Raw genomic sequence first — 19,643 nt, 5'->3', positions numbered from 1 at the left:
CGACTGCACCGACTGCACCGACTGCACCGACTGCACCGACTGCACCGACTGCACCGACTGCACCCCAAAAAACTCAAACTGCTATTGTTGCTGATAAAGAATTAAAAACATCTATGGAGAAAACTAAATCTTTCGAAAGTGAAAAGGTTCAACCAGTCGCTAATAATGATTGGAAGAAAAAGCTTATTTTAGTTCCGCCACCAATAAAAAACACATCACAGGCAGCTCCATCAGCAGTCTCTTCACAGGATAAGTCTAAATTTACAACGATTGATAATGTTGAATATGTAAATAATGAGTATCTTGAAGATCAGGAATTTAATCTTGAAGGTAAAAAGCGTTTTTATCTTATGCCTGACGGCTTAGGACGAACTGAATCAATAGAGCGTAAAAAAGGTGTGAGTCGGTCAACTTTAGATCAGCTTTTTAATCGGCAGGCTAAAGATGAAGAGTCTACTGTTGTATTGGCTCCAACCTATATGCGTTTATCTTCGCAAGAGTTAGAAGCAGCTTTTGAACAAGACAAATGTTTTATTAAAGGTTATAACAAACAAATTAAGACACTTAGTATAAATAAAGAAGTAAGTGTATGGCCTCGTAAGCCGTTGAAAGAAAAATTTGAATATGAGGTTGTACAGTTAAACCCTTCTGTTCAGCATTTAAAACTTATGTCATTTGCTGCTAGTAATGAGAAGCCTCTTTATTACTGGCCTTTAGTCATCTTTTTAGATAATAAGGGTTGCATTTTAGAAGGAGTTAGTGGGTTTAAGAGTAAATCTTATCCTTCTACGATGTTACAACACTCGTCAATTCAAGGTGTTTTGAAAGTACCACCTTCAGCATATTACATGATGATGACACCTTTATCTTCTGCAGTGGATGTTGCAGAAAAAGAGTTAACAAATCAGGGACAAATTCAAATTTCCGTATTACGTTAAAAATAAGTAGGGTATCTAATGAATAAAAAAGTTTTATGGCCTTTTGCACTAACCACATTAGCGATTATGCTAAATGGTTGTGGTGGTGGTAGTTCTAATATTAATGAAGATCCGAATGCGGGCACTAATAACGGAAACTTATCTTCAGGTAGTTGTACGCCAACAACGAGCGACACTGGTGCAGAAGATGCAACTTGTTTGCAATTCGCTTTAGATTATCCGATAGCTGGTATTAATTTCGATTGTAGTTCGGCAACAAATTTTCATTATGCGACTAAACTTTCAGGAAATGCGGTAATTGGGTCGTGCAAAGTAGGAGATACAGCACGTTTTTATATTCAAAGTAAAGATAATAAAAAGGTTTTCTTAGGAAACGTTAATCTGGATACGATTGGGAAGTTTACTGCCGTTAATGGTAGGACTAAAGTGATCAATCCGATATATCTAAGAGTGCTGGATTTAGCAAGTGGTGTTACAGGTAAAACTCCAGCAACATTAGATAAAAATGATGAAACAATTAAAGTAGCGATTGCTTTAATAAAAATCTTTCAAAGTATTGGTGTGGAAAATGGTGATAACCTGATTGGGGATATACAACCCACCCAACTTACAGATATAAAGAAAGATCAGCTTACTAAAATTTCTCAGAGCATAACAGCTACAGAATTAAAAAATGGTGCGTATGCGAATATTTTAAAACCTTGGTTAGATGTAGGACAAATCTCTGATGATGAAGCTTATAAGTTAGTTGTACAAACAACGAACTTAAGTAATGCTGGCATTTTTGAGTCATTCAATTTATTTACTAGTTCAAGTCCCATATTTCAAAACTATCAAGTTTTTTATGGGTGTAATAGAGCTAAACAAGAAGAATGTTTTAATAACACAATTAACTTAAGACATTCAGCAGATGAGTTTTATTTATTATCAGACCGACAAGGTTATACATTAGGATATGGTTTACAGTGGAAGGGTAATGCTATTGTAATAAACAATCAAGTACAAAACCCTTATTTGTTAACCTCAAAAGTTAAACCAGCTAGATTAAATGCAAATGCACAGAATGGTTGGTTAAATCCTATTAGCCGTGAGATTCAGTCAACTACTCCACTTCGTTTAAGCGCCTCTGATAATCCGAATGAAGATTTACAGATTTATCAAGGTAAATTCTTTAATGATTATGGAGTGGCAGGAACAGAACCATTCTATAAATACTTAACAAAACTCAGTACTGGTAATCCGCAACATTATGGCCTCTGGCGTCAAAATGTTGATGGTGATAGCTACAATGGGATATTGAGTATTGTTAAAAGCAGTCCTATTAGTTATCTAGAGAGAAGGGTTTTCAAAACTTCTGGTAACGTAAAGGTGGGAGAGAATTATATTTTTCCTCTCTATGCGACTCTGACATTTAATTTTTCAGATAAGACGATTCAACCTGTAAATTTAGGTATTGTTATTGATGAACATGGGGATATTCGTACTGATATCAAACCTAATTCAACAACAAATGATATGTCAGGCCAATGTGCGACTGTGTCTGACACTAGTTTAGTGGATAGTAATGGCGTACAACAATATCGAATTGGTACTACAGCGGCGACAGTTGATGATCCTTCAAATAGCCAACAGTCTATTTACGTTCGTATGATTTTATCTAATCCAAAATTTGAGAATATTGATGGTGCGATGGTTGGGGTAACTTTTGTAGGCGTTTCTCCGGGGCCTGCGAAATTGAATCTATTTAATTTATTGGCAAATAAGGTAGATAGTACGAGCATTGATTTCGATACTAATACTGCTTGGTTTAATCAACATGCGGCAGCTCAAGAAAGCTATAATACGCTTAAGGATGTGCCTGCTCCAACCGCTGCGGATAAAGCTTTGGCTCAACGTAAATTTGGTACAGTAACAATCAAATTAGCGGATCAATCTATTCCAGCTTGTAAAGCAATTAAAACTAAGTCTTAACATATTAAACAAAAAAAAGACCGCTAAGCGGTCTTTTTTATTATCTAATTGATTAACCCGTATGGTCTAAACGAGTACCCAAAGTTTCAAGATGTGTTGGGAACACTTGTTTTTTACGATCTTCAAAATAATGTCTTAATGTATGTTCGACACTAGGGAAGGCTAGCTCTCCCCATGGAATTTCATGTTCTTCAAACAACCGACTCTCAATGCTTTCTTCACCTGCACCAAAAATTCCATCTTTCAGCTGTGCTTTAAACAACACATAAATTTGACCAATACGCGGAATATTGTACATACAATAAAGTTGTTCTATTTCTATCTCGGCTTCTGCTTCTTCACGGGTTTCACGCGCTGCACCTTGTTCCATGGTTTCGAACAATTCCATATAGCCAGCAGGCAAAGTCCATAAACCATAACGAGGTTCAATCGCACGACGACAGAGTAATACTTTGTCTTCCCATAACGCTAAGGCACCGCAAATTACTTTGGGGTTTTCATAGTGAATATTTCCACAATGAGTACAAACACGGCGTACTTTATGATCACCTAAAGGAATTTTTTGTTCGGTTTTATGCCCACACGCTACACAGAAACTCATAATTATCATCGAGTATAGAGATGACTCAGCATAACTGAATTTTTGGACTTACGCATCAACTCTATTCCCTAAGTTTATTTTTCAGATATGATGCAAAGAGAGACAGAATAATAGGTGAATGGTATGGAAGAGCACTTGCTAACACAAAAGTTACAGCAAAGATTGCGCTTTTCCACCCGCATACAAGAAGCACAAGCAGCAGTACTGATTGCAATTACTAATGAAAATGATCCAAAGGTACTGCTTACACGCCGTTCAATACATATGAACAACCATGCGGGGGAGGTTTCTTTTCCGGGTGGAAAGCGTGATCCTAGTGACACGAGCAATATTGTTGTAGCGTTAAGAGAAGCTCAGGAAGAGACAGCTTTAAATCCGTTCGATGTGCAGTTGCTCGGTGATTTGCCGATGCAGCGTGCAAGAAGTGGTTTGTCTGTAAAACCGATCGTTGGACTTATTCCTCCAGAGGTGACTTTAATACCTCAGCCTACCGAAATTGATCGAATTTTCTTTGTCCCGTTACAGCAACTTATCGAGACGCGTCCAACACCCTATGAAGTGAAGTATGCCCATCAGTCTTTATATTTTCCAAGCTTACAGATTGATAATGAAATTATTTGGGGTTTAACTGCTCGTATGTTAGTTGCTCTGTTTAAATATGGATTGGGTTATCAGAAAGATTGGCCATTTTTACTCAACTCACCAACCTTTGGAATGCCAAAGTTTTCTCATAAAAAATAAAGATCAGGATTGATAAATTATGATGTATAGCTATCAAGGACAGCACCCAAAAGCCTTACATGAACCATGGGATGGTTGGGTTGCTCCAACAGCAACGCTCATTGGACAAGTAGAGTTAGGGCGTCAAGTCAGCATTTGGTTTGGAGCTGTAGTACGTGCCGATAACTGTGTAGTGCGAATTGGTGATTTCTCTAATATTCAAGAAAATTCTGTACTACATACCGATGCTGGACTTGAGTTAAATATTGGTGAATATGTCACAGTCGGTCATAAAGTCATGCTGCATGGTTGTACGATTGGTGATAATAGTTTGATTGGTATGAACGCCGTAATTTTAAATCGGGCTGTGATTGGCAAGAATTGTATTATTGGTGCTAATGCTTTAATCCCTGAAGGAAAGGTGATTCCAGATAACTCAGTGGTGATGGGTTCACCTGGCAAAATTGTCAAAACTTTAGATGAAGATGGCGCTGCAAAAATACGTTTGAGTGCATTGCATTATGCTGAGCACTTTAAGAACTATGCAGATTTAGAAAAATTCCACTTTTAACTCTTTTTTAGCAAAATATTTTTATGCCAAGCACAAGCTTGGCATTTTTATTTAGAAAGAGAACAACTCGCCTATCAGAGCCGAGTGGGGTATCATAACCCTCGTTTTTAATCTGATTTAATACTAAGGTTGTGCATGAAATTGCTGGCGTTGGAAACTGCGAATGAGCAGTGTTCTATTTCATTAGTCGATGAAACCCAAGAACTGTTTTTTCAACTCGATACGCGGGCGAAAGCACAAACCCAGACCATTTTGCCCATGATCGAGCAGGGGCTACAACAAACAGGTCTTGAGGTTGCTGGTCTAGATGCGATTGCCTTTAGCCGTGGGCCGGGTTCTTTTAGTGGTGTCCGAATTAATGCAGCTGTGACTCAGGCGTTGGCATGGTCACAAGATTTACCTGTTATTCCTGTTTCGAGTTTGCAAGCTTTAGCTCAAGCGGCATACCGACTTGAAGGTTTGAAACAAGTGACTGCGGTACTTGATGCGCGTATGAACGAAGTTTACATTGCAAGTTTTGTTCTCGATGAGCATGAAATCATGGAATGTATTGATGAAGAAAAATTAATGGGCTACGAGCCAGCAGCAGCTTATGCAAAACATTGTTTAATTGGTTCGGGCGCCAAGCTACTTCAAGCTGATGCTGAACATCAAACAGTCACTGCAAATGCACAAGACATTGCTTCGATTGCACGTGTCTCTGCAGCGCAAAAAAAGTGGGTTGATGCCGAACATGCTTTGCCAGTTTATTTACGTGATGATGCATGGAAAAAAATAGCGGATCAGGGTAAAGCAAAATAAAGGCGAATCATGCACATATATTTTGAAGTAGATTTTCAAGAAAAAGCACAGCACTACCAAGCTGTGCTTTGTTCTAGAGGTGTGACTGTAGATTTGCAGTTAGTTGAAAAACTGAATGCACGTTTTCTGCGTTTAAATCCTGAGTTGGCACTTTGTGTAGATGAAAACGGGCTATGGTTATCTGCAAATGGCATGAAAATGCAGCCCGATTGGAAAGCCGAAATTTCCCGTTTAAAACGTGCAAGTCTTAAATCAGAAATGATTGCTCGGGCTTGTCAGTTGGGTGAAAAACCAATACTGGTTGATGCTACAGCAGGCTTGGGTCACGATAGTTTACTCATGGCTTATCTGGGCGCACAAATACAATTGGTTGAACGCCACCCGATTTTATTTACCTTACTTGAAGATGCAAAAGCACAAGCTGAACAAGACAGCTTTTTAAGCCAGTTTATGGATCGGATTCAACTGATCTTTGCTGACTCTGCAAGTTATTTACAACAGTTACAACAAAAAGCTCAACTAGTTGATGTGGTTTATCTAGATCCGATGTTTCCACAGCGTGATCAGAATCATCAAGCAGTCAAAAAGCAAGCTCAAGTTAAAAAGCAGATGCAGCTTTTACATCTACTTTTACCGGAAGATGGTGAGATGGATTTGGGGGATAATTTGCTGGTTTTGGCACAGAAAGTTGCTAAACGTGTAGTGGTTAAACGGCCACGCCATGCTATTTTCTTGGCAAATCAAGAGCCAGCTCATCAATGGCAAGGAGATGCTTGTCGTTTTGATGCGTATTTTCAGTAGGCTTATGTAAGGTTAGGTTTTATTGCTTGAATAATGCACAAATATATGTGATATAGTTCAAAAGCATGATTGCTAAAATTCTTAGCAGGCATACACTTAAGATGCCTGACAAAAACGAAATTTTTGAAAACCTTTTATGATTGATCTTAAACCCTCCATTAACTTTTGGCATGATTTTAAAAGCAACCAAATTGCCGGAATGTGGCTGTTTTTGGGATCAAGACGTTCTCTCCAAATTGTACATCCATCTATTCTTCAGCTAATTGTTTGGGGAATTTTAGGGGGATGTACTAACTCTCTGTATAGTTGGCTTGTTGCTGGTCAAATCGGTGATTTCAATTCACAAGGTTTAATTGGTTATGCACTTTGGCCATTCATTGCCTTAATTGTCGGGATTTTCCTATCACAGCGCACCAACCAACCTCGCTTAATGCTAGTGCCTGCTTTACTTTGGTTGGTACTAGATACAAATATTTTATTAATTCAATGTTTAATTCAGTATTTGGGGTCTAACGGTTATCTCAACTTTATTCCCGATACTATTTATAACGGGATTTTACCAAGCCTATTTGTGGCTTTGTTCGTTTGGCAAAGTTTAGCGGTAATTTGGGTTTTCTCACGCGAACTCAAGTGGCCTTGGTGGGAACGTGCACTGGTTATGGTTGCGACGATTGCGACAATGGTGGTGTGGCAACTTTCCGTAAAAGATCAACCGATTTGGAAGGTCGAAGATTCTGCTCCAACATTTGCTGAAGATGCTTTTTATGCACAAAGTAAGTTGCTAAATGATTCTTTAGAGCAAGTGCAATATGGTGAGCAGGCAAAAAGTCATTGGTATTTTTTAGGTGTGGCTGGCGATAGTTATCAAGATGTTTTTAAATCGGAAGTGGTCCGTATTAAAGAACAATTTGATACACGTTTTGGAACGATTGGTCGATCGATGATGTTGGTCAATAATCCAGATACTCGTACAGAAATTCCGATTGCCTCTAAAACCAGTATCGAGTTAGCCCTACGCCGTATGGGGCAGCAAATGAACCGTGATAGTGATGTTTTATTTCTATATATGACTTCACACGGTGAACAAAATCACTTTGAAATTGAAAATGCACCATTAGATTTAGGGCAAGTAGACCCGAAATGGTTGCGAGAAACACTTGATAAATCCGGTATTCGCTGGCGTGTGATTGTTATCTCGGCTTGTTATTCAGGAAGTTTCATTCCTGCTTTGCAGTCTCCAGATACTTTAATTATTACTGCATCAGCTGCTGATAAAACTTCCTTTGGATGTAATAACGAAGCCGACTATACCTATTTTGGTCGAGCTTTCTTTGATTTGGCTATGCGAGAGCAATCTTCGATGAAAGACTCGTTTAACACAGCTAAGCAAACAGTCACCAAATGGGAAGTGGCTCAAGGTGTTGAACCTTCAGAGCCCCAATGGATGATTGGTAAAAATATGGAACTTATGCTACCTCAATTAGAAAAGTATCTATTTCCTCAGCAAAATACTGGTACTGTAGATATTGCTCAAACAAAAACAGAGGCTAAAAACGATGCAACTCCTGCAAAAAAACCGCTGCTTTGAGGGTGAGCAGCGTATATACCAATTTGAATCTCATTTGTTAAAAGGACCTGCTAAGTTTGGTGTTTATTTACCACCAGCAGCTTTAGAGGGTAAAGCTTGCTCAACTTTGTTTTACTTAGCTGGGTTAACGTGTACTGAAGAAACCTTTGCCATAAAAGCTCATGCACAGCATATGGCCGCACAGCTGAGCCTAATATTGATTACCCCAGACACTTCTCCTCGTGGAGAACAAGTGGCAGCAGGGGATAACTGGGATTTAGGTCAAGGTGCGGGTTTTTATATTAATGCCACACAAGCACCTTGGTCTGAACATTATCAAATGGAAAGTTATTTAATTGATGAGTTATATCCACTCACTTTAAAAAGCTTTCCTGTAAACGCTCAACAAGTTGGTATCTTTGGGCACTCAATGGGTGGACACGGCGCATTAACTTTAGCGTTTAAATATCCTGAGAAGTTTAAGTCGGTATCTGCCTTTGCTCCAATCTGTGCGCCAACTGAATGCACATGGGGAGATAAAGCGTTTAGTCATTATTTAGGTGCAGATCGCGAAAGCTGGTTGGCTCATGATGCCACAGCTTTAGTCTCAAAAAATGGTGCAGTATTTAGTGAAATTTTGATTGATCAGGGATTGGATGACCAATTTTATGAACAACTTCACCCTGAAAAATTTAAGCAAGCATGTTTAAAAGTAGGACAGCCTTTAACTTTAAGACAACATGCTGGCTATGATCATGGCTATTACTTTATCCAAACCTTTATGGATGAGCATTTGCAGTTTCATGCAATCCAGTTAGAAAAGGTAAGTGGCTAATTAGTGTTGCCATTCAACCTGAAATTCTTGTTGAGCCATACGGTTTAGATGATCAAGCACCACTTTTTCTAAGTGATCGTGGTCATCTAACTGGCTATCAATTGCAACGTTTAACTGTTCTGTTTCTGGTGCAAGTGTAATCGTTGCTGTAGGCATTAAGATTTTAAAATCTTGTTCAGTTTCTTGTACTTCAAACTTGTGCTTCCAATGATTAACCAGACGTTTTGCAATACGTTTTCCATCGTTTGTTAATAGATGAGTTGTGCTTTTCATTCTCAATCCTTACATTGGTTTAATGTACCTTAACAAATTCGTTTCGCCGTTAGCATTCTATTGTTGCAACGTTACGTTGCAAGTTTGAAATGTTGTCATTTGAGCAAGGAAGGGCAGGCCAAGTAGGTTCTTTTTTGTTATAATTTTCAGCCTCTCCTTAAATTTTTAGCCAGGTCATCCACCTATGTCCAAGCCTTATTTGATTGCTCCTTCTATTTTATCTGCTGACTTTGCTCGTTTAGGTGAAGATGTAGACAAAGTTTTAGCCGCGGGTGCAGATGTGGTGCATTTTGATGTGATGGATAATCACTATGTTCCAAATTTAACTTTTGGTGCTGGTGTGTGTAAGGCGCTCAAAAAATATGGTATTCAAGCTCCTGTTGATGTTCACTTAATGGTATCTCCAGTTGACCGTATCATTGGAGATTTCTTGGAAGCTGGTGCTGATATTATTACGTTTCACCCAGAAGCCTCTCATCACATTGACCGTTCATTACAGTTGATTAAATCTGGTGGTGCTAAAGCTGGTTTAGTGTTTAACCCTGCAACGCCATTACACTATTTAGATTATGTACTTGATAAAGTTGACCAGATTTTAATAATGAGTGTGAACCCTGGTTTTGGTGGACAAAAGTTCATTCCAATGACATTAGAAAAATTGCGTGAAGCTCGTAAAATTATTGATGCAAGTGGCCGCGATATTCGTTTAGAAGTTGACGGTGGTGTTGGCCCTGCAAATATTCGTGAAATTGCAGAAGCGGGTGCAGATATGTTCGTTGCTGGTTCTGCAATTTTTGGTCAACCAGATTATAAAGTTGTAATTGATCAAATGCGTTCAGAGCTTGCGAAAGTAGGTAGTGTAGACGCTTAAAAAAGTATGTTTAATCGAGAATAAGCTTGTGGATAACTTTGTTTATAACTGTATGGATAACTGTGTTGATAACCATATGGATAAGATGTTGGTAAAATAAACAAAATTAGATCAACCGTTTATTCCTTAGACATAATGTATGAAAAAAGAACGTTTTGGCGTTCTTTTTTTATGCGTGTTGGATATTTTATTACCTGATTTTTTATTAAGCTTTACTAAAAAATAACCTGTGCAAAAAACAATACTGCTCTGTGTAAAACCTTTTATGGATAGATAAGTAGAAAACTGTAAAAGTGTCATGAAAAATCAAGATAAATTTGGTTTAATAAGATTTTAGTAAGATAAGAGATTTAGATAATTAATGACGATAAAAATTTTAGCGGTAGATATGGATGGGACTTTTCTTAATTCTAAGAAGCAGTACAACAAAGCACGTTTTTTAAAACAGTACGAACAACTTAAACAAAATAATATTCATTTTGTAGTTGCTAGCGGCAACCAACTCGCAAAGCTTATTACCTATTTTCCAGAAATTAGTCATGAAATTGCTTTTATTGCAGAAAATGGCGCGCATGTTGTAGATGCAGAACAAGAGTTAGCATTTGCTCATTTAAGTCAGCACCAATTCATTGAGATTTTAAAAGCGATTAACCCTTCATATACCTCAACCATGGTGATCTGTGGAAAACAGAGTGCTTATGTGCATAGCAGCATGAACACAGAGGACTATGCCAAAGTCGCTCGATACTTTGAAAAGTTAACAGTTATAGATGATTTTTATGCGCTAAATGATTTGGTGTGCAAAATTACCTTCACTGCTCAGGAAAACGAAAGCTTTGCGATTTTTCAAGATTTTCAGAAGCAAAGCTTTGTTGAAGATAAAGTCTTAGTGCCTGTTTCAAGCGGTTTTGGCTTTATCGATTTGATCCTTCCTGACCAACATAAAGCCCATGGTTTGAAACTTCTATTACAGAAGTGGCAGGTTGAGCCTAATCAAGTGGTTGCGATTGGTGATAACAATAATGATATCCAGATGATCAAAGCTGTCGGTTATGGATTTGCGGTTGAGAATGCAGTAGAAGCTTTAAAAGCAGTAGCGTCTTATGCCACTGTAAGTAATGAACATGAGGGTGCACTAGAAGTGATTGATTTAGTACTTCAGCGTCAACCTCCGTTTGCTTAATTTTTTTTAAAACAAACAGTTAAAATGGAAAATTGTATCTGTTTTAAAACTTGGTTATGCTAATCGGATTAAGATTACTCATCGGCTCTAGGCGATAAAGCACAATGGCTCTACAACACTTACGCAAGTATGCTTGGTTTGTGTTCCTAATGACTTTGGTCATTGGGTGGAGTGGTGTGTCTGTTGCTCAGACGCCTATGCAACATGATCTTCATACTATGCCGTGTCATAGTGAAAAATCTTCGCATAAGAATATGCATGTTCAAACCGATGATCAGACTGTATGTCATCAAACAATGACACAGTCTCTTCATTCGCACGGTGAGCATTGTCAGGACTGCAACCCAGTTCATTGTCAAATCGTGAATTTGGCATTGCAACCTGCGGTGCCAGAGGTTGAATCACAATTTATTCCTATAACGTCTCAATTTAGCAGTATTTATCAGGCTCAGCATTTAGCCGGATATTGGCAAGAAATTTTACGTCCTCCTAAAGCTTAATCCTTTCTTACTTATTTTTTTAGTTCAAAGGATTACAGCAATGTCTCATAAAACAATTAGCAGCTTCGTCGCTGTATTTGGTCTATTGATTTCACCATGGACCCTCGCGGCAATTAAGGAATATCACCTTAATATTAATGAACAACAGGTCAATGTTACCAGTCAGCCGCTTAAACGAATTACCGTAAATGGCAAGTTTACAGCACCACTCCTTGAATTTGAGGAAGGAGATGAGGCTGTTATTCATGTTCATAACCAATTAAAGAATCAAGATACATCTTTGCATTGGCATGGGTTGTTACTGCCAGGGTTAATGGATGGTGTACCGGGTTTCAATGGTTTTAAAGGAATCGCGCCAAACGGAGATTTTGTTTACCGCTTTAAGGTGAAACAAAACGGCACTTATTGGTATCACGCCCATAGTAAAGGCCAAGAGCAAGATGGTTTATATGGCCCGCTCGTGATTTACCCAAAAGGGAAAGTACCAGTCGCAGCGCATGAAAAAACTGATCGTGATTATGTCGTAATGCTTTCAGATTTTCATAACTCTTCTAGCGATAGCATTTTAAAGAATTTGAAGAAATCGGCTGAGTATTATCAAAACCGCCGTGAAACCGTATCGGATGTTTTGAAGCAAGTTAAAACACAAGGCTTAAAAGCAACTTGGCAAGATCGTTCGATGTGGAATCAGATGCGGATGTTAAAAACCGATATGTCTGATGTGACGGGTTACACCTTCTTAGTCAACGGTAAGACACCTCAGCAAAATTGGACAGCTAACTTTAAAGCTGGCGATAAGGTGCGATTACGATTTATTAATGCATCAGCAATGTCATTTTTTGATGTCAGAATTCCAAATTTGAAAATGACAGTTGTAAGTGCAGACGGGCAGCCAGTTAAGCCTGTGGCAATTGATGAGTTCCGTATTGGTACAGCCGAAACCTACGATGTGATCGTAGAACCTAAACAGCCAAATTATCAGATTGAAGCCGAGTCTATTGACCGCAGTGGTTTTGCTATCGGCACTTTGCATGATGAAAATACGCAAGCTGTAGAGCCAGTTCAAATGCCGCAACCACGTCCACGTTCTTTGCTAACCATGGATGATATGGGCATGAGTCATGGCAATGGGGCAAGTGATGAACATGCTGGCCATCAAATGAATATGCAACACGACATGTCGGCGATGCCGGAAATGAAAAAAGAAGAGAGCCAGACTAATCATGATCATACGATGATGAACATGAGCCATGACATGAAAAATATGTCATCTGGCGAACATGATCATTCCATGATGCAAATGAAGCATGACATGTCAGCAATGCCTGAAATGAAACATGATATGCAGGCTATGCCATCGGGTGAGCATGACCACGCTATGATGAATATGAAGCATGAGATGCCTGCGCAATCTGAGAATAAGGCTAAAAAGGATGAGTCTGTGTATGGCTGGGCAAATGCTTCGACACCAGAGGGTATGAAAGCACTGCAATATAGTGATTTGCAATCTTTAACACCTCAGCCAGACACACGTGCGCCAGAACGAGAGCTTGTTATTCGTTTAGGTGGCAACATGGAGCGTTATATCTGGACCATTAATGGAAAGAAATTTAGCGAAGCTGAGCCATTACAAGTTAAGTATGGCGAACGTATTCGCTTAAAGTTCGTGAATGACAGCATGATGGCTCATCCAATGCATTTACATGGCATGTTCATGCAATTGGAAAATGGTCAGCAAGCTGAAAACTTACCAAATAAACATACCGTTATTGTTCCACCAGGAAAGACAGTTACTGCGTTATTAACAGCCGATGCTTTAGGAGAATGGGCGATTCATTGCCATCTGCTTTATCACATGAGTGCTGGAATGATGAATAAGTTGATTGTGGCTCAAGTGAATGATGGAGCAGTAGATGCATCTCAAGCACCTGTTCAATCTGAAAATGAAAAAGGAGCTAGTCATGCGCATCACTAAGTTATTTTCTCAAATGATATGTTGCGGTGTTTTCTCTGGTGTATCGGTTCTTACTTTGGCACAAGAACCCTTAACACATGATCATTTACGCGAACATGGTGGACAGATCTATCAGGCAACAAAAATTGATACTGGCTGGACTCAAAATGAAGAGGGAGAAGGTCATTTTTCTTCTGAGTTAGAAAGTTGGGTGGGAACTGATGAAAATAAATTGTTCATTAAAGCTCACGTTGAAAAAGCCGAGTCTGAAGACGCTAATTACGGCGGTTCAGTACTTTATAGCCGAAATGTAGCTGATTATTGGGATGTACAGGCTGGGGTAAACTACGAGCGTTTACAGCGGGAAGACGAAAAGCAAGATCGCTGGGCAGGTGTAGTAGGTTTACATGGCATGGCACCTTACTTTTTTGAAACCGATGCATATCTTTATGCAGGTGAAGATCAGCTATGGAAGTTAAGTTTAGAAACGGAAAGAGACTTACTCTTTACCCAAAAGCTAATTGGTAAACCTTATTTAAAAGCAGATGTTGTTTTGCAAGATGAATCTCGCTATGCCAGTAAAACAGGTTTATCAAGTTTACAAGCTGGTTTTCAAACCCGTTATGAAATCAACAAAAAGGTCATGCCATTTGTTGATGTGGGTTACGGCTATGAAAAAGGTTTAAAACAAACTGCTTGGCAAACTGGAACCGACTCTGAACATGGTTGGTATTATGGAGCAGGGTTAACACTTAAGTTCTAATTGCAGAACAAAAATTAAGCTTAATGACGTGCCATTGGTTTATACTGATGGCATTGTTTTTTGTGTCAGTTATGGTGCACAGATGGCTTTAGAAAAACAAGAGAATAAAATACATTTAAGTAAAAGTAGCTCTAGCTGCGGGTGCTCAAGCATGCCATCTCAGGAGTATTCTACACCTAGTGAAGCTGTATCTAGAAAGAGTCAATGGGTGAGTTATTACCATATTCCCCGCATGGATTGTGCAGCTGAAGAGCAAATGGTCCGAATGGCTTTAGCGCCTTACGCGGACGATATACAAGAGCTCCATTTTGACTTGCCAGCACGGCATTTGGCGATTTATCACAGTGTTCAAGCTGAAAAGATTACTCAAAGTCTGCAACGTTTAGGACTAGGGGCGGAATTACAACAAACGCAGCCACATTATGAACCTGTTGAAAAACCTAAAAAGGTTCGAGCTAGTTCTTCAACCAATGCAGCACAAAAGCAAGTTTTACAATGGTTGTTACTCATTAATGGCGTCATGTTTGTCATTGAGTTTATGGCAGGTATTATTGCTTCATCGACAGGATTAATCGCCGATTCACTCGATATGTTTGCCGATGCTGCAATTTATGGCATTGCTTTATTTGTGGTGGGTAAAAATCTAAATGCACAATTAAAGGCTGCTCATCTTTCAGGATGGTTCCAGTTCGGCTTAGCCATAATTGTGTTAATTGATGTGCTCCGCCGTTTTATTTACGGCAGTGAACCCGTTTCAATTCTCATGATTTTAATTGGTGGATTGGCTCTGGCAGCCAATATTAGTTGCCTTTATTTAATGAGAGACCATAAAGAGAGCGGGGCACATATGAAGGCCAGTTATATCTTTTCTGCAAATGATGTCATCGTAAACTTGGGTGTCATTGTTGCGGGAATACTAGTTGCCATTACAGGCTCTCCTTATCCTGATTTAATGATTGGATTAATTATTGTTTTGTTCGTTTTAAACGGTGCACGAAAAATTTTACAGTTAAAAAACGAATAATATTTTCTAAGACAGGCAAGCTTTAGATAGGGTTTGCCTTCATTTTTTATTTTAAAGTAAACTGAGTTCTCACATAAAGGAGGAACGACCTCCCCCATATTGGGTAATCATGTCAGGACGACCTGACACTATAAAAATTAGTGAATGTTATGGCTTGGGCTATTTTAATTTTAGCAGGTGTATTTGAAATCGTTTGGGCATATTCTATGAAAATGTCCGAAGGGTTTACACGATTAACCCCTAGTGTTATTACCATCGTTTTTATGATTTTGAGTGTAGTTCTACTTTCAATTTCAATGAAAACTTTACCCCTTGGCACTGCCTATACGGTTTGGACAGGAATTGGCGCAATCGGGTCATTTCTAGTCGGTATTTTCTTTCTTCATGAGCCTGTTGGGGCTATGCGAATGATTGCTGCTGTATTGATTGTGTCCGGTTTGGTTTTAATGAAAATTTCATCGCCTTCCTAAGAGAATAAAACTATGTTGCTGTCTTATAAGTATATCAATTCGCCTGTTGGGCAATTAAAGCTAGTTGCGAATGAAAATGCTTTGGTGGCAGTACTCTGGGACAATGAAAATCCAAAACGTGTTCGACTGGCTGAGCTGGTCGAACAACTTGAACATCCAGTTTTATTAAAGACCGAACAACAATTAAAAGAATATTTTGAAGGTAAACGCCGTGCGTTTACATTACCACTAGATTTCGAGGGGACTGCATTTCAAAAGCAGGTCTGGTCTGCTTTATTGACCATCCCTTATGGTGAAACAAGAAGTTATAAAGATATTGCTGTTCAAATTGGCAATGAAAAAGCGGTGCGAGCAGTGGGCGCGGCAAATGGCAAAAACCCGATTTCAATTATTGCACCTTGTCATCGTGTCATTGGTACGGGCGGTGCTTTAGTTGGTTTTGCTGGTGGGCTTGATAAGAAAGATATTTTATTAAAACTAGAGCAACAATGAGCGGTTTTTGCGCTCGATTTTTTTAGACTTTTCTACTAAGCTGTCCACTATGATATTTCATGAAGAAAGTGCTTCATGGCATCGCTTTTTTTGAAATATTGATCTTATTCAACAAACTTTGGATGTTCTAAAATGGCTGTCGGTGACGTAACAATGCCACAAATGCATGTGGTAAAAGGTGTAAAAATTGGCTCAACAGACGCATATGTACGTTACCAAAACCGACGAGATTTAGTCATTTTTGAGTTTGCAGAAGGTTCAAATGTTGCTGGTGTATTTACTCAAAATGCATTTTGTGCAGCGCCTGTTCATGTCTCTAAAGCTCATCTTGCCGAAGGTAATCCTCGTTATTTAGTGATTAATACAGGTAATGCCAATGCAGGAACTGGACCTACGGGTTTGAAAAATGCTCAGGATACTTGTGCGAAGTTAGCTGAGCTTGCTGGAGTTAACAGTTTTGAAGTACTTCCGTTTTCTACGGGGGTGATTGGCGAGCAGCTTCCGATGGAGCGCTTACTTGCTGGGTTGCAGCCGGCGTTAAATACTTTGCAAGACACGGCTTGGAATGACGCTGCATCTGGCATCATGACGACAGATACAGTACCTAAAGGCGCATCTGAACAATTTGAACTTGATGGCATTACTTATACTATGACTGGTATTAGTAAAGGCGCTGGAATGATCCGCCCGAACATGGCAACCATGTTAAGTTTTGTGGCAACAGATGCACCTATTAGCCGTGATTTAGTCCAAAAGCTATTAAAGACTACGGTTGAGCACTCATTTAACCGTATTACGATTGATGGCGATACCTCAACCAATGACTCTTGTATTTTTGTAGCAACAGGTCAGGCGGGCGGCGCTGAAATTACATCGGACAGTGATGCACGCTATACTAAAGTGTTAGAAGTACTTGCTCGTGTAATGAATCGTTTAGCACAGTTAATTGTTCGTGATGGCGAAGGCGCGACGAAGTTTATTACTGTTGCTGTAGAAGGCGGCGGTAACATTCAGGAGTGTTGTGACATTGCTTATAGTATTGCGCATTCACCACTTGTTAAAACTGCACTCTTTGCATCGGACCCGAACTGGGGACGTATTCTAGCTGCAATTGGATATGCAGGGGTTAAAGGCTTAGACGTGTCTAAAATTCAAGTGTGGTTAGACGACGTACAAATCTGTAAAGATGGCGGCGCAGCTGATGAGTATACCGAAGAAGCGGGCGCATGCGTTATGGCTCAAACCGAAATTACCATTCGTGTTGATTTAGGACGTGGGCAGGCCAAAGACACGGTATATACCTGTGACTTATCTTACGACTATGTCAAAATTAATGCTGATTACCGTTCTTAAATATCAGTTATAATCAAGCCTCGACAAAGAGGCTTTTTTATTAGCCCCAACTTTTGATATTAAATGATTCAATCCGTAAATCATTTAAGCAGTAACGTTATATGCGAGCAGGTATGCCAGCATGAAGGATAGAGAAGACGTTTTATGAGTGATGCGACTTTAATTGCCAACGATGCAAAAAACATTGTACAAGCGCATTTAGACCGTTTAGGTGAGCCAAAAGACAATCGCTTAAGTGAAGAAGCAAAACAACAAAAGTTTGCACAGATCGAAGCAGAGCTCAAAAAACGTGATGCTGTCCTTGTTGCTCATTACTATTGCGACCCTGAAGTACAGGAGCTTGCCGAAAAAACAGGTGGATGCGTTTCTGACTCTTTAGAAATGGCCCGTTTCGGACGAGATCATGCTGCCTCAACACTGGTTGTTGCTGGGGTCAAATTTATGGGAGAAACAGCTAAAATTCTGTCTCCTGAAAAAACAATTTTAATGCCGACACTTGAGGCAACCTGTTCACTCGATTTGGGCTGTCCAGTTGACGAGTTCACAGCATTTTGTGATCAGCACCCTGATCACACCGTAGTTGTTTATGCCAACACATCGGCTGCTGTTAAAGCACGTGCAGATTGGGTGGTGACTTCAAGCTGTGCCGTTGAAATTGTTGAACACCTAGATAGCTTAGGCGAAAAAATTATTTGGGCACCAGATCAGCACTTAGGTCGCTATATTCAAAAGAAAACCGGTGCAGATATGCTGCTTTGGGATGGCGCGTGTATTGTGCACGAAGAATTCCGTGCACGTGGCATTGCCAACATGAAAGCACTCTACCCAGATGCGGCTGTATTGGTACATCCAGAGTCGCCAGAATCGGTTGTAGACATTGCAGATGCAGTAGGTAGTACTTCTCAACTGATTAAAGCTGCGCAGACTTTGCCAAATGAAAGACTCATTGTGGCAACTGACCGCGGTATTTTCTACAAAATGCAGCAAGCGGTACCCAATAAGATTTTAGTTGAAGCACCTACTGCGGGTGAGGGTGCAACTTGTCGTTCATGTGCTCACTGTCCGTGGATGGCAATGAACGAACTCGACGGAATTTTAGAAGTTTTACAAAAAGGTGATCAGGAAATACACGTCGAACCAGCGCTTGCTGAACGTGCCAAAATGCCTTTAGATCGAATGTTAGCCTTTAGTGCATCGTTAAAGCGTTAAAAAATCTCAAAATGCTTGTTAAATATACATTTGATAAGGATTTTTAACTTTTTTTGACAATAGGTGTTGACGTCTGAGGGCGTCGCGCCTAGAATGCACACCGTACCGCACGATGTGCGATACAGCAAAAGCTGAGATAGATCGGAGCATAGCACAGCCTGGTAGTGCACCTGGTTTGGGACCAGGGGGTCGTAGGTTCGAATCCTACTGCTCCGACCACTTAAAATAATATTTTAAGATCGGCGAAGTATCGCATGATAAGCATCATCGGTTAAGCGCCTGTAGCTCAGTTGGATAGAGCATCCGCCTTCTAAGCGGATGGTCACAGGTTCGAATCCTGTCAGGCGCGCCACTCGGTAGCTTGGTACATAGAACTATTTGATGGTGGATGTAGCTCAGTTGGTAGAGCCCTGGATTGTGATTCCAGTTGTCGCGGGTTCGAATCCCGTCATTCACCCCAATTTCGGAGCATAGCACAGCCTGGTAGTGCACCTGGTTTGGGACCAGGGGGTCGTAGGTTCGAATCCTACTGCTCCGACCATATTTAAAAGCGTTCAAGCTTTAAAAATATCCCAAAGATTAAAAAGAATTTCTTCTTGTCTTATCGATAGAAGGAATTTTTCTGTTTTCTAGTTCGAAATTTTAATTCAGTCGCATTCCAATATTTGAACGTGTTTATATAAGCTCTGTTCTCTGTTCTCTGTTCTCTGTTCTCTGTTCTCTGTTCTCTGTTCTCTGTTCTCTGT

Annotated in this window: 20 protein-coding genes and 4 tRNA genes; 22 read left to right on the top strand and 2 right to left on the bottom strand. The window is 39.7% G+C overall.

The genetic code is table 11. From position 1 onward, the window contains the following. Both filE and OD757_RS16635 read left to right on the top strand, forming a co-directional pair. The coding region (filE, locus tag OD757_RS16640; protein WP_263032547.1) for a putative pilus assembly protein FilE at positions 1–938 on the top strand (938 nt) is incomplete at its 5' end. Between the two features lie 18 nt (positions 939–956). Next, on the top strand, positions 957–2,909 hold the full coding sequence (locus tag OD757_RS16635) for a protein FilF (RefSeq protein ID WP_263032546.1): 1,953 nt from the start codon (positions 957–959) through the stop codon (positions 2,907–2,909). A gap of 52 nt (positions 2,910–2,961) precedes the next feature. On the opposite strand, the gene OD757_RS16630 is transcribed toward OD757_RS16635, so the two are convergent. Then, entirely contained in the window at positions 2,962–3,510 is a 549-nt protein-coding gene (locus OD757_RS16630; protein ID WP_002115876.1) for an NUDIX hydrolase, read from the bottom strand. A 114-nt stretch (positions 3,511–3,624) separates the two neighbouring features. Here OD757_RS16630 and OD757_RS16625 point away from each other — a divergent pair, with 114 nt between their 5' ends. From OD757_RS16625 to fghA, 6 genes are all read left to right on the top strand, one after another. Next, on the top strand, positions 3,625–4,251 hold the full coding sequence (locus OD757_RS16625; protein WP_263032545.1) for a CoA pyrophosphatase: 627 nt from the start codon (positions 3,625–3,627) through the stop codon (positions 4,249–4,251). A 22-nt stretch (positions 4,252–4,273) separates the two neighbouring features. After that, positions 4,274–4,801, top strand: a complete 528-nt coding sequence (locus OD757_RS16620) for a gamma carbonic anhydrase family protein (RefSeq protein ID WP_263032560.1) — start codon at positions 4,274–4,276, stop codon at positions 4,799–4,801. Positions 4,802–4,936: 135 nt separating this feature from the next. Beyond that, positions 4,937–5,602: a tRNA (adenosine(37)-N6)-threonylcarbamoyltransferase complex dimerization subunit type 1 TsaB gene (gene tsaB, locus OD757_RS16615; RefSeq protein ID WP_263032544.1), complete on the top strand. Its 666-nt coding sequence runs from the start codon at positions 4,937–4,939 to the stop codon at positions 5,600–5,602. A gap of 9 nt (positions 5,603–5,611) precedes the next feature. After that, the gene (locus OD757_RS16610; protein ID WP_263032543.1) at positions 5,612–6,403 is read left to right on the top strand and encodes a class I SAM-dependent methyltransferase; all 792 of its coding nucleotides are present in this window, start codon (positions 5,612–5,614) and stop codon (positions 6,401–6,403) included. Positions 6,404–6,539: 136 nt separating this feature from the next. Further along, complete coding sequence (locus OD757_RS16605) at positions 6,540–7,991, top strand: C13 family peptidase (protein ID WP_009390631.1); 1,452 nt, start codon at positions 6,540–6,542, stop codon at positions 7,989–7,991. Next, complete coding sequence (gene fghA, locus OD757_RS16600; protein ID WP_263032542.1) at positions 7,960–8,805, top strand: S-formylglutathione hydrolase; 846 nt, start codon at positions 7,960–7,962, stop codon at positions 8,803–8,805. The genes OD757_RS16605 and fghA overlap by 32 nt, the downstream gene beginning before the upstream one ends. Here the strand turns inward: fghA and OD757_RS16595 are convergent, their stop codons facing one another. Continuing rightward, positions 8,806–9,078 (bottom strand): DUF2218 domain-containing protein, encoded by a 273-nt coding sequence (locus OD757_RS16595; RefSeq protein WP_000843452.1) that lies wholly within the window; start codon positions 9,076–9,078, stop codon positions 8,806–8,808. Between the two features lie 184 nt (positions 9,079–9,262). Between OD757_RS16595 and rpe the strand changes: the two genes are divergently transcribed. The 14 genes from rpe to OD757_RS16525 all read left to right on the top strand — a co-directional run bounded on the left by rpe (position 9,263) and on the right by OD757_RS16525 (position 19,438). Further along, positions 9,263–9,949 (top strand): ribulose-phosphate 3-epimerase, encoded by a 687-nt coding sequence (gene rpe / locus OD757_RS16590; protein WP_263032541.1) that lies wholly within the window; start codon positions 9,263–9,265, stop codon positions 9,947–9,949. A 361-nt stretch (positions 9,950–10,310) separates the two neighbouring features. Next, entirely contained in the window at positions 10,311–11,132 is an 822-nt protein-coding gene (locus OD757_RS16585; protein WP_263032540.1) for a Cof-type HAD-IIB family hydrolase, read from the top strand. Positions 11,133–11,236: 104 nt separating this feature from the next. Then, positions 11,237–11,632: a hypothetical protein gene (locus OD757_RS16580; protein WP_263032539.1), complete on the top strand. Its 396-nt coding sequence runs from the start codon at positions 11,237–11,239 to the stop codon at positions 11,630–11,632. A gap of 40 nt (positions 11,633–11,672) precedes the next feature. After that, positions 11,673–13,607, top strand: a complete 1,935-nt coding sequence (locus OD757_RS16575; protein WP_263032538.1) for a copper resistance system multicopper oxidase — start codon at positions 11,673–11,675, stop codon at positions 13,605–13,607. Next, on the top strand, positions 13,594–14,349 hold the full coding sequence (locus tag OD757_RS16570) for a copper resistance protein B (protein WP_263032537.1): 756 nt from the start codon (positions 13,594–13,596) through the stop codon (positions 14,347–14,349). Before OD757_RS16575 ends, OD757_RS16570 begins: the two co-directional genes overlap by 14 nt. Positions 14,350–14,377: 28 nt before the next feature. Beyond that, a complete protein-coding gene (locus OD757_RS16565; RefSeq protein WP_263032536.1) occupies positions 14,378–15,373 on the top strand; it encodes a cation transporter in 996 nt (331 codons plus the stop codon). A gap of 149 nt (positions 15,374–15,522) precedes the next feature. Next, on the top strand, positions 15,523–15,843 hold the full coding sequence (locus OD757_RS16560) for a DMT family transporter (protein ID WP_263032535.1): 321 nt from the start codon (positions 15,523–15,525) through the stop codon (positions 15,841–15,843). Positions 15,844–15,855: 12 nt separating this feature from the next. Further along, positions 15,856–16,335: a methylated-DNA--[protein]-cysteine S-methyltransferase gene (locus tag OD757_RS16555; RefSeq protein WP_263032534.1), complete on the top strand. Its 480-nt coding sequence runs from the start codon at positions 15,856–15,858 to the stop codon at positions 16,333–16,335. 132 nt (positions 16,336–16,467) lie between these two features. Continuing rightward, a complete protein-coding gene (gene argJ, locus OD757_RS16550) occupies positions 16,468–17,688 on the top strand; it encodes a bifunctional glutamate N-acetyltransferase/amino-acid acetyltransferase ArgJ (protein WP_263032533.1) in 1,221 nt (406 codons plus the stop codon). A gap of 144 nt (positions 17,689–17,832) precedes the next feature. Next, complete coding sequence (gene nadA, locus OD757_RS16545; protein ID WP_009390598.1) at positions 17,833–18,897, top strand: quinolinate synthase NadA; 1,065 nt, start codon at positions 17,833–17,835, stop codon at positions 18,895–18,897. Positions 18,898–19,039: 142 nt separating this feature from the next. After that, positions 19,040–19,116: transfer RNA gene (locus OD757_RS16540), tRNA-Pro, on the top strand. A 56-nt stretch (positions 19,117–19,172) separates the two neighbouring features. Then, positions 19,173–19,249, top strand: a tRNA-Arg gene (locus tag OD757_RS16535). A gap of 32 nt (positions 19,250–19,281) precedes the next feature. Continuing rightward, positions 19,282–19,357 (top strand) — tRNA-His (locus OD757_RS16530). A gap of 4 nt (positions 19,358–19,361) precedes the next feature. Then, positions 19,362–19,438, top strand: a tRNA-Pro gene (locus OD757_RS16525). Positions 19,439–19,643 lie beyond the last annotated feature (205 nt).

It is taken from the genome of Acinetobacter sp. AYS6 (assembly GCF_025630795.1).
Taxonomy (GTDB): Bacteria; Pseudomonadota; Gammaproteobacteria; order Pseudomonadales; family Moraxellaceae; genus Acinetobacter.
The sequence above is the reverse complement of the archived record's forward strand: the minus strand, read 5'-3'. Positions and strand labels throughout refer to the sequence as shown.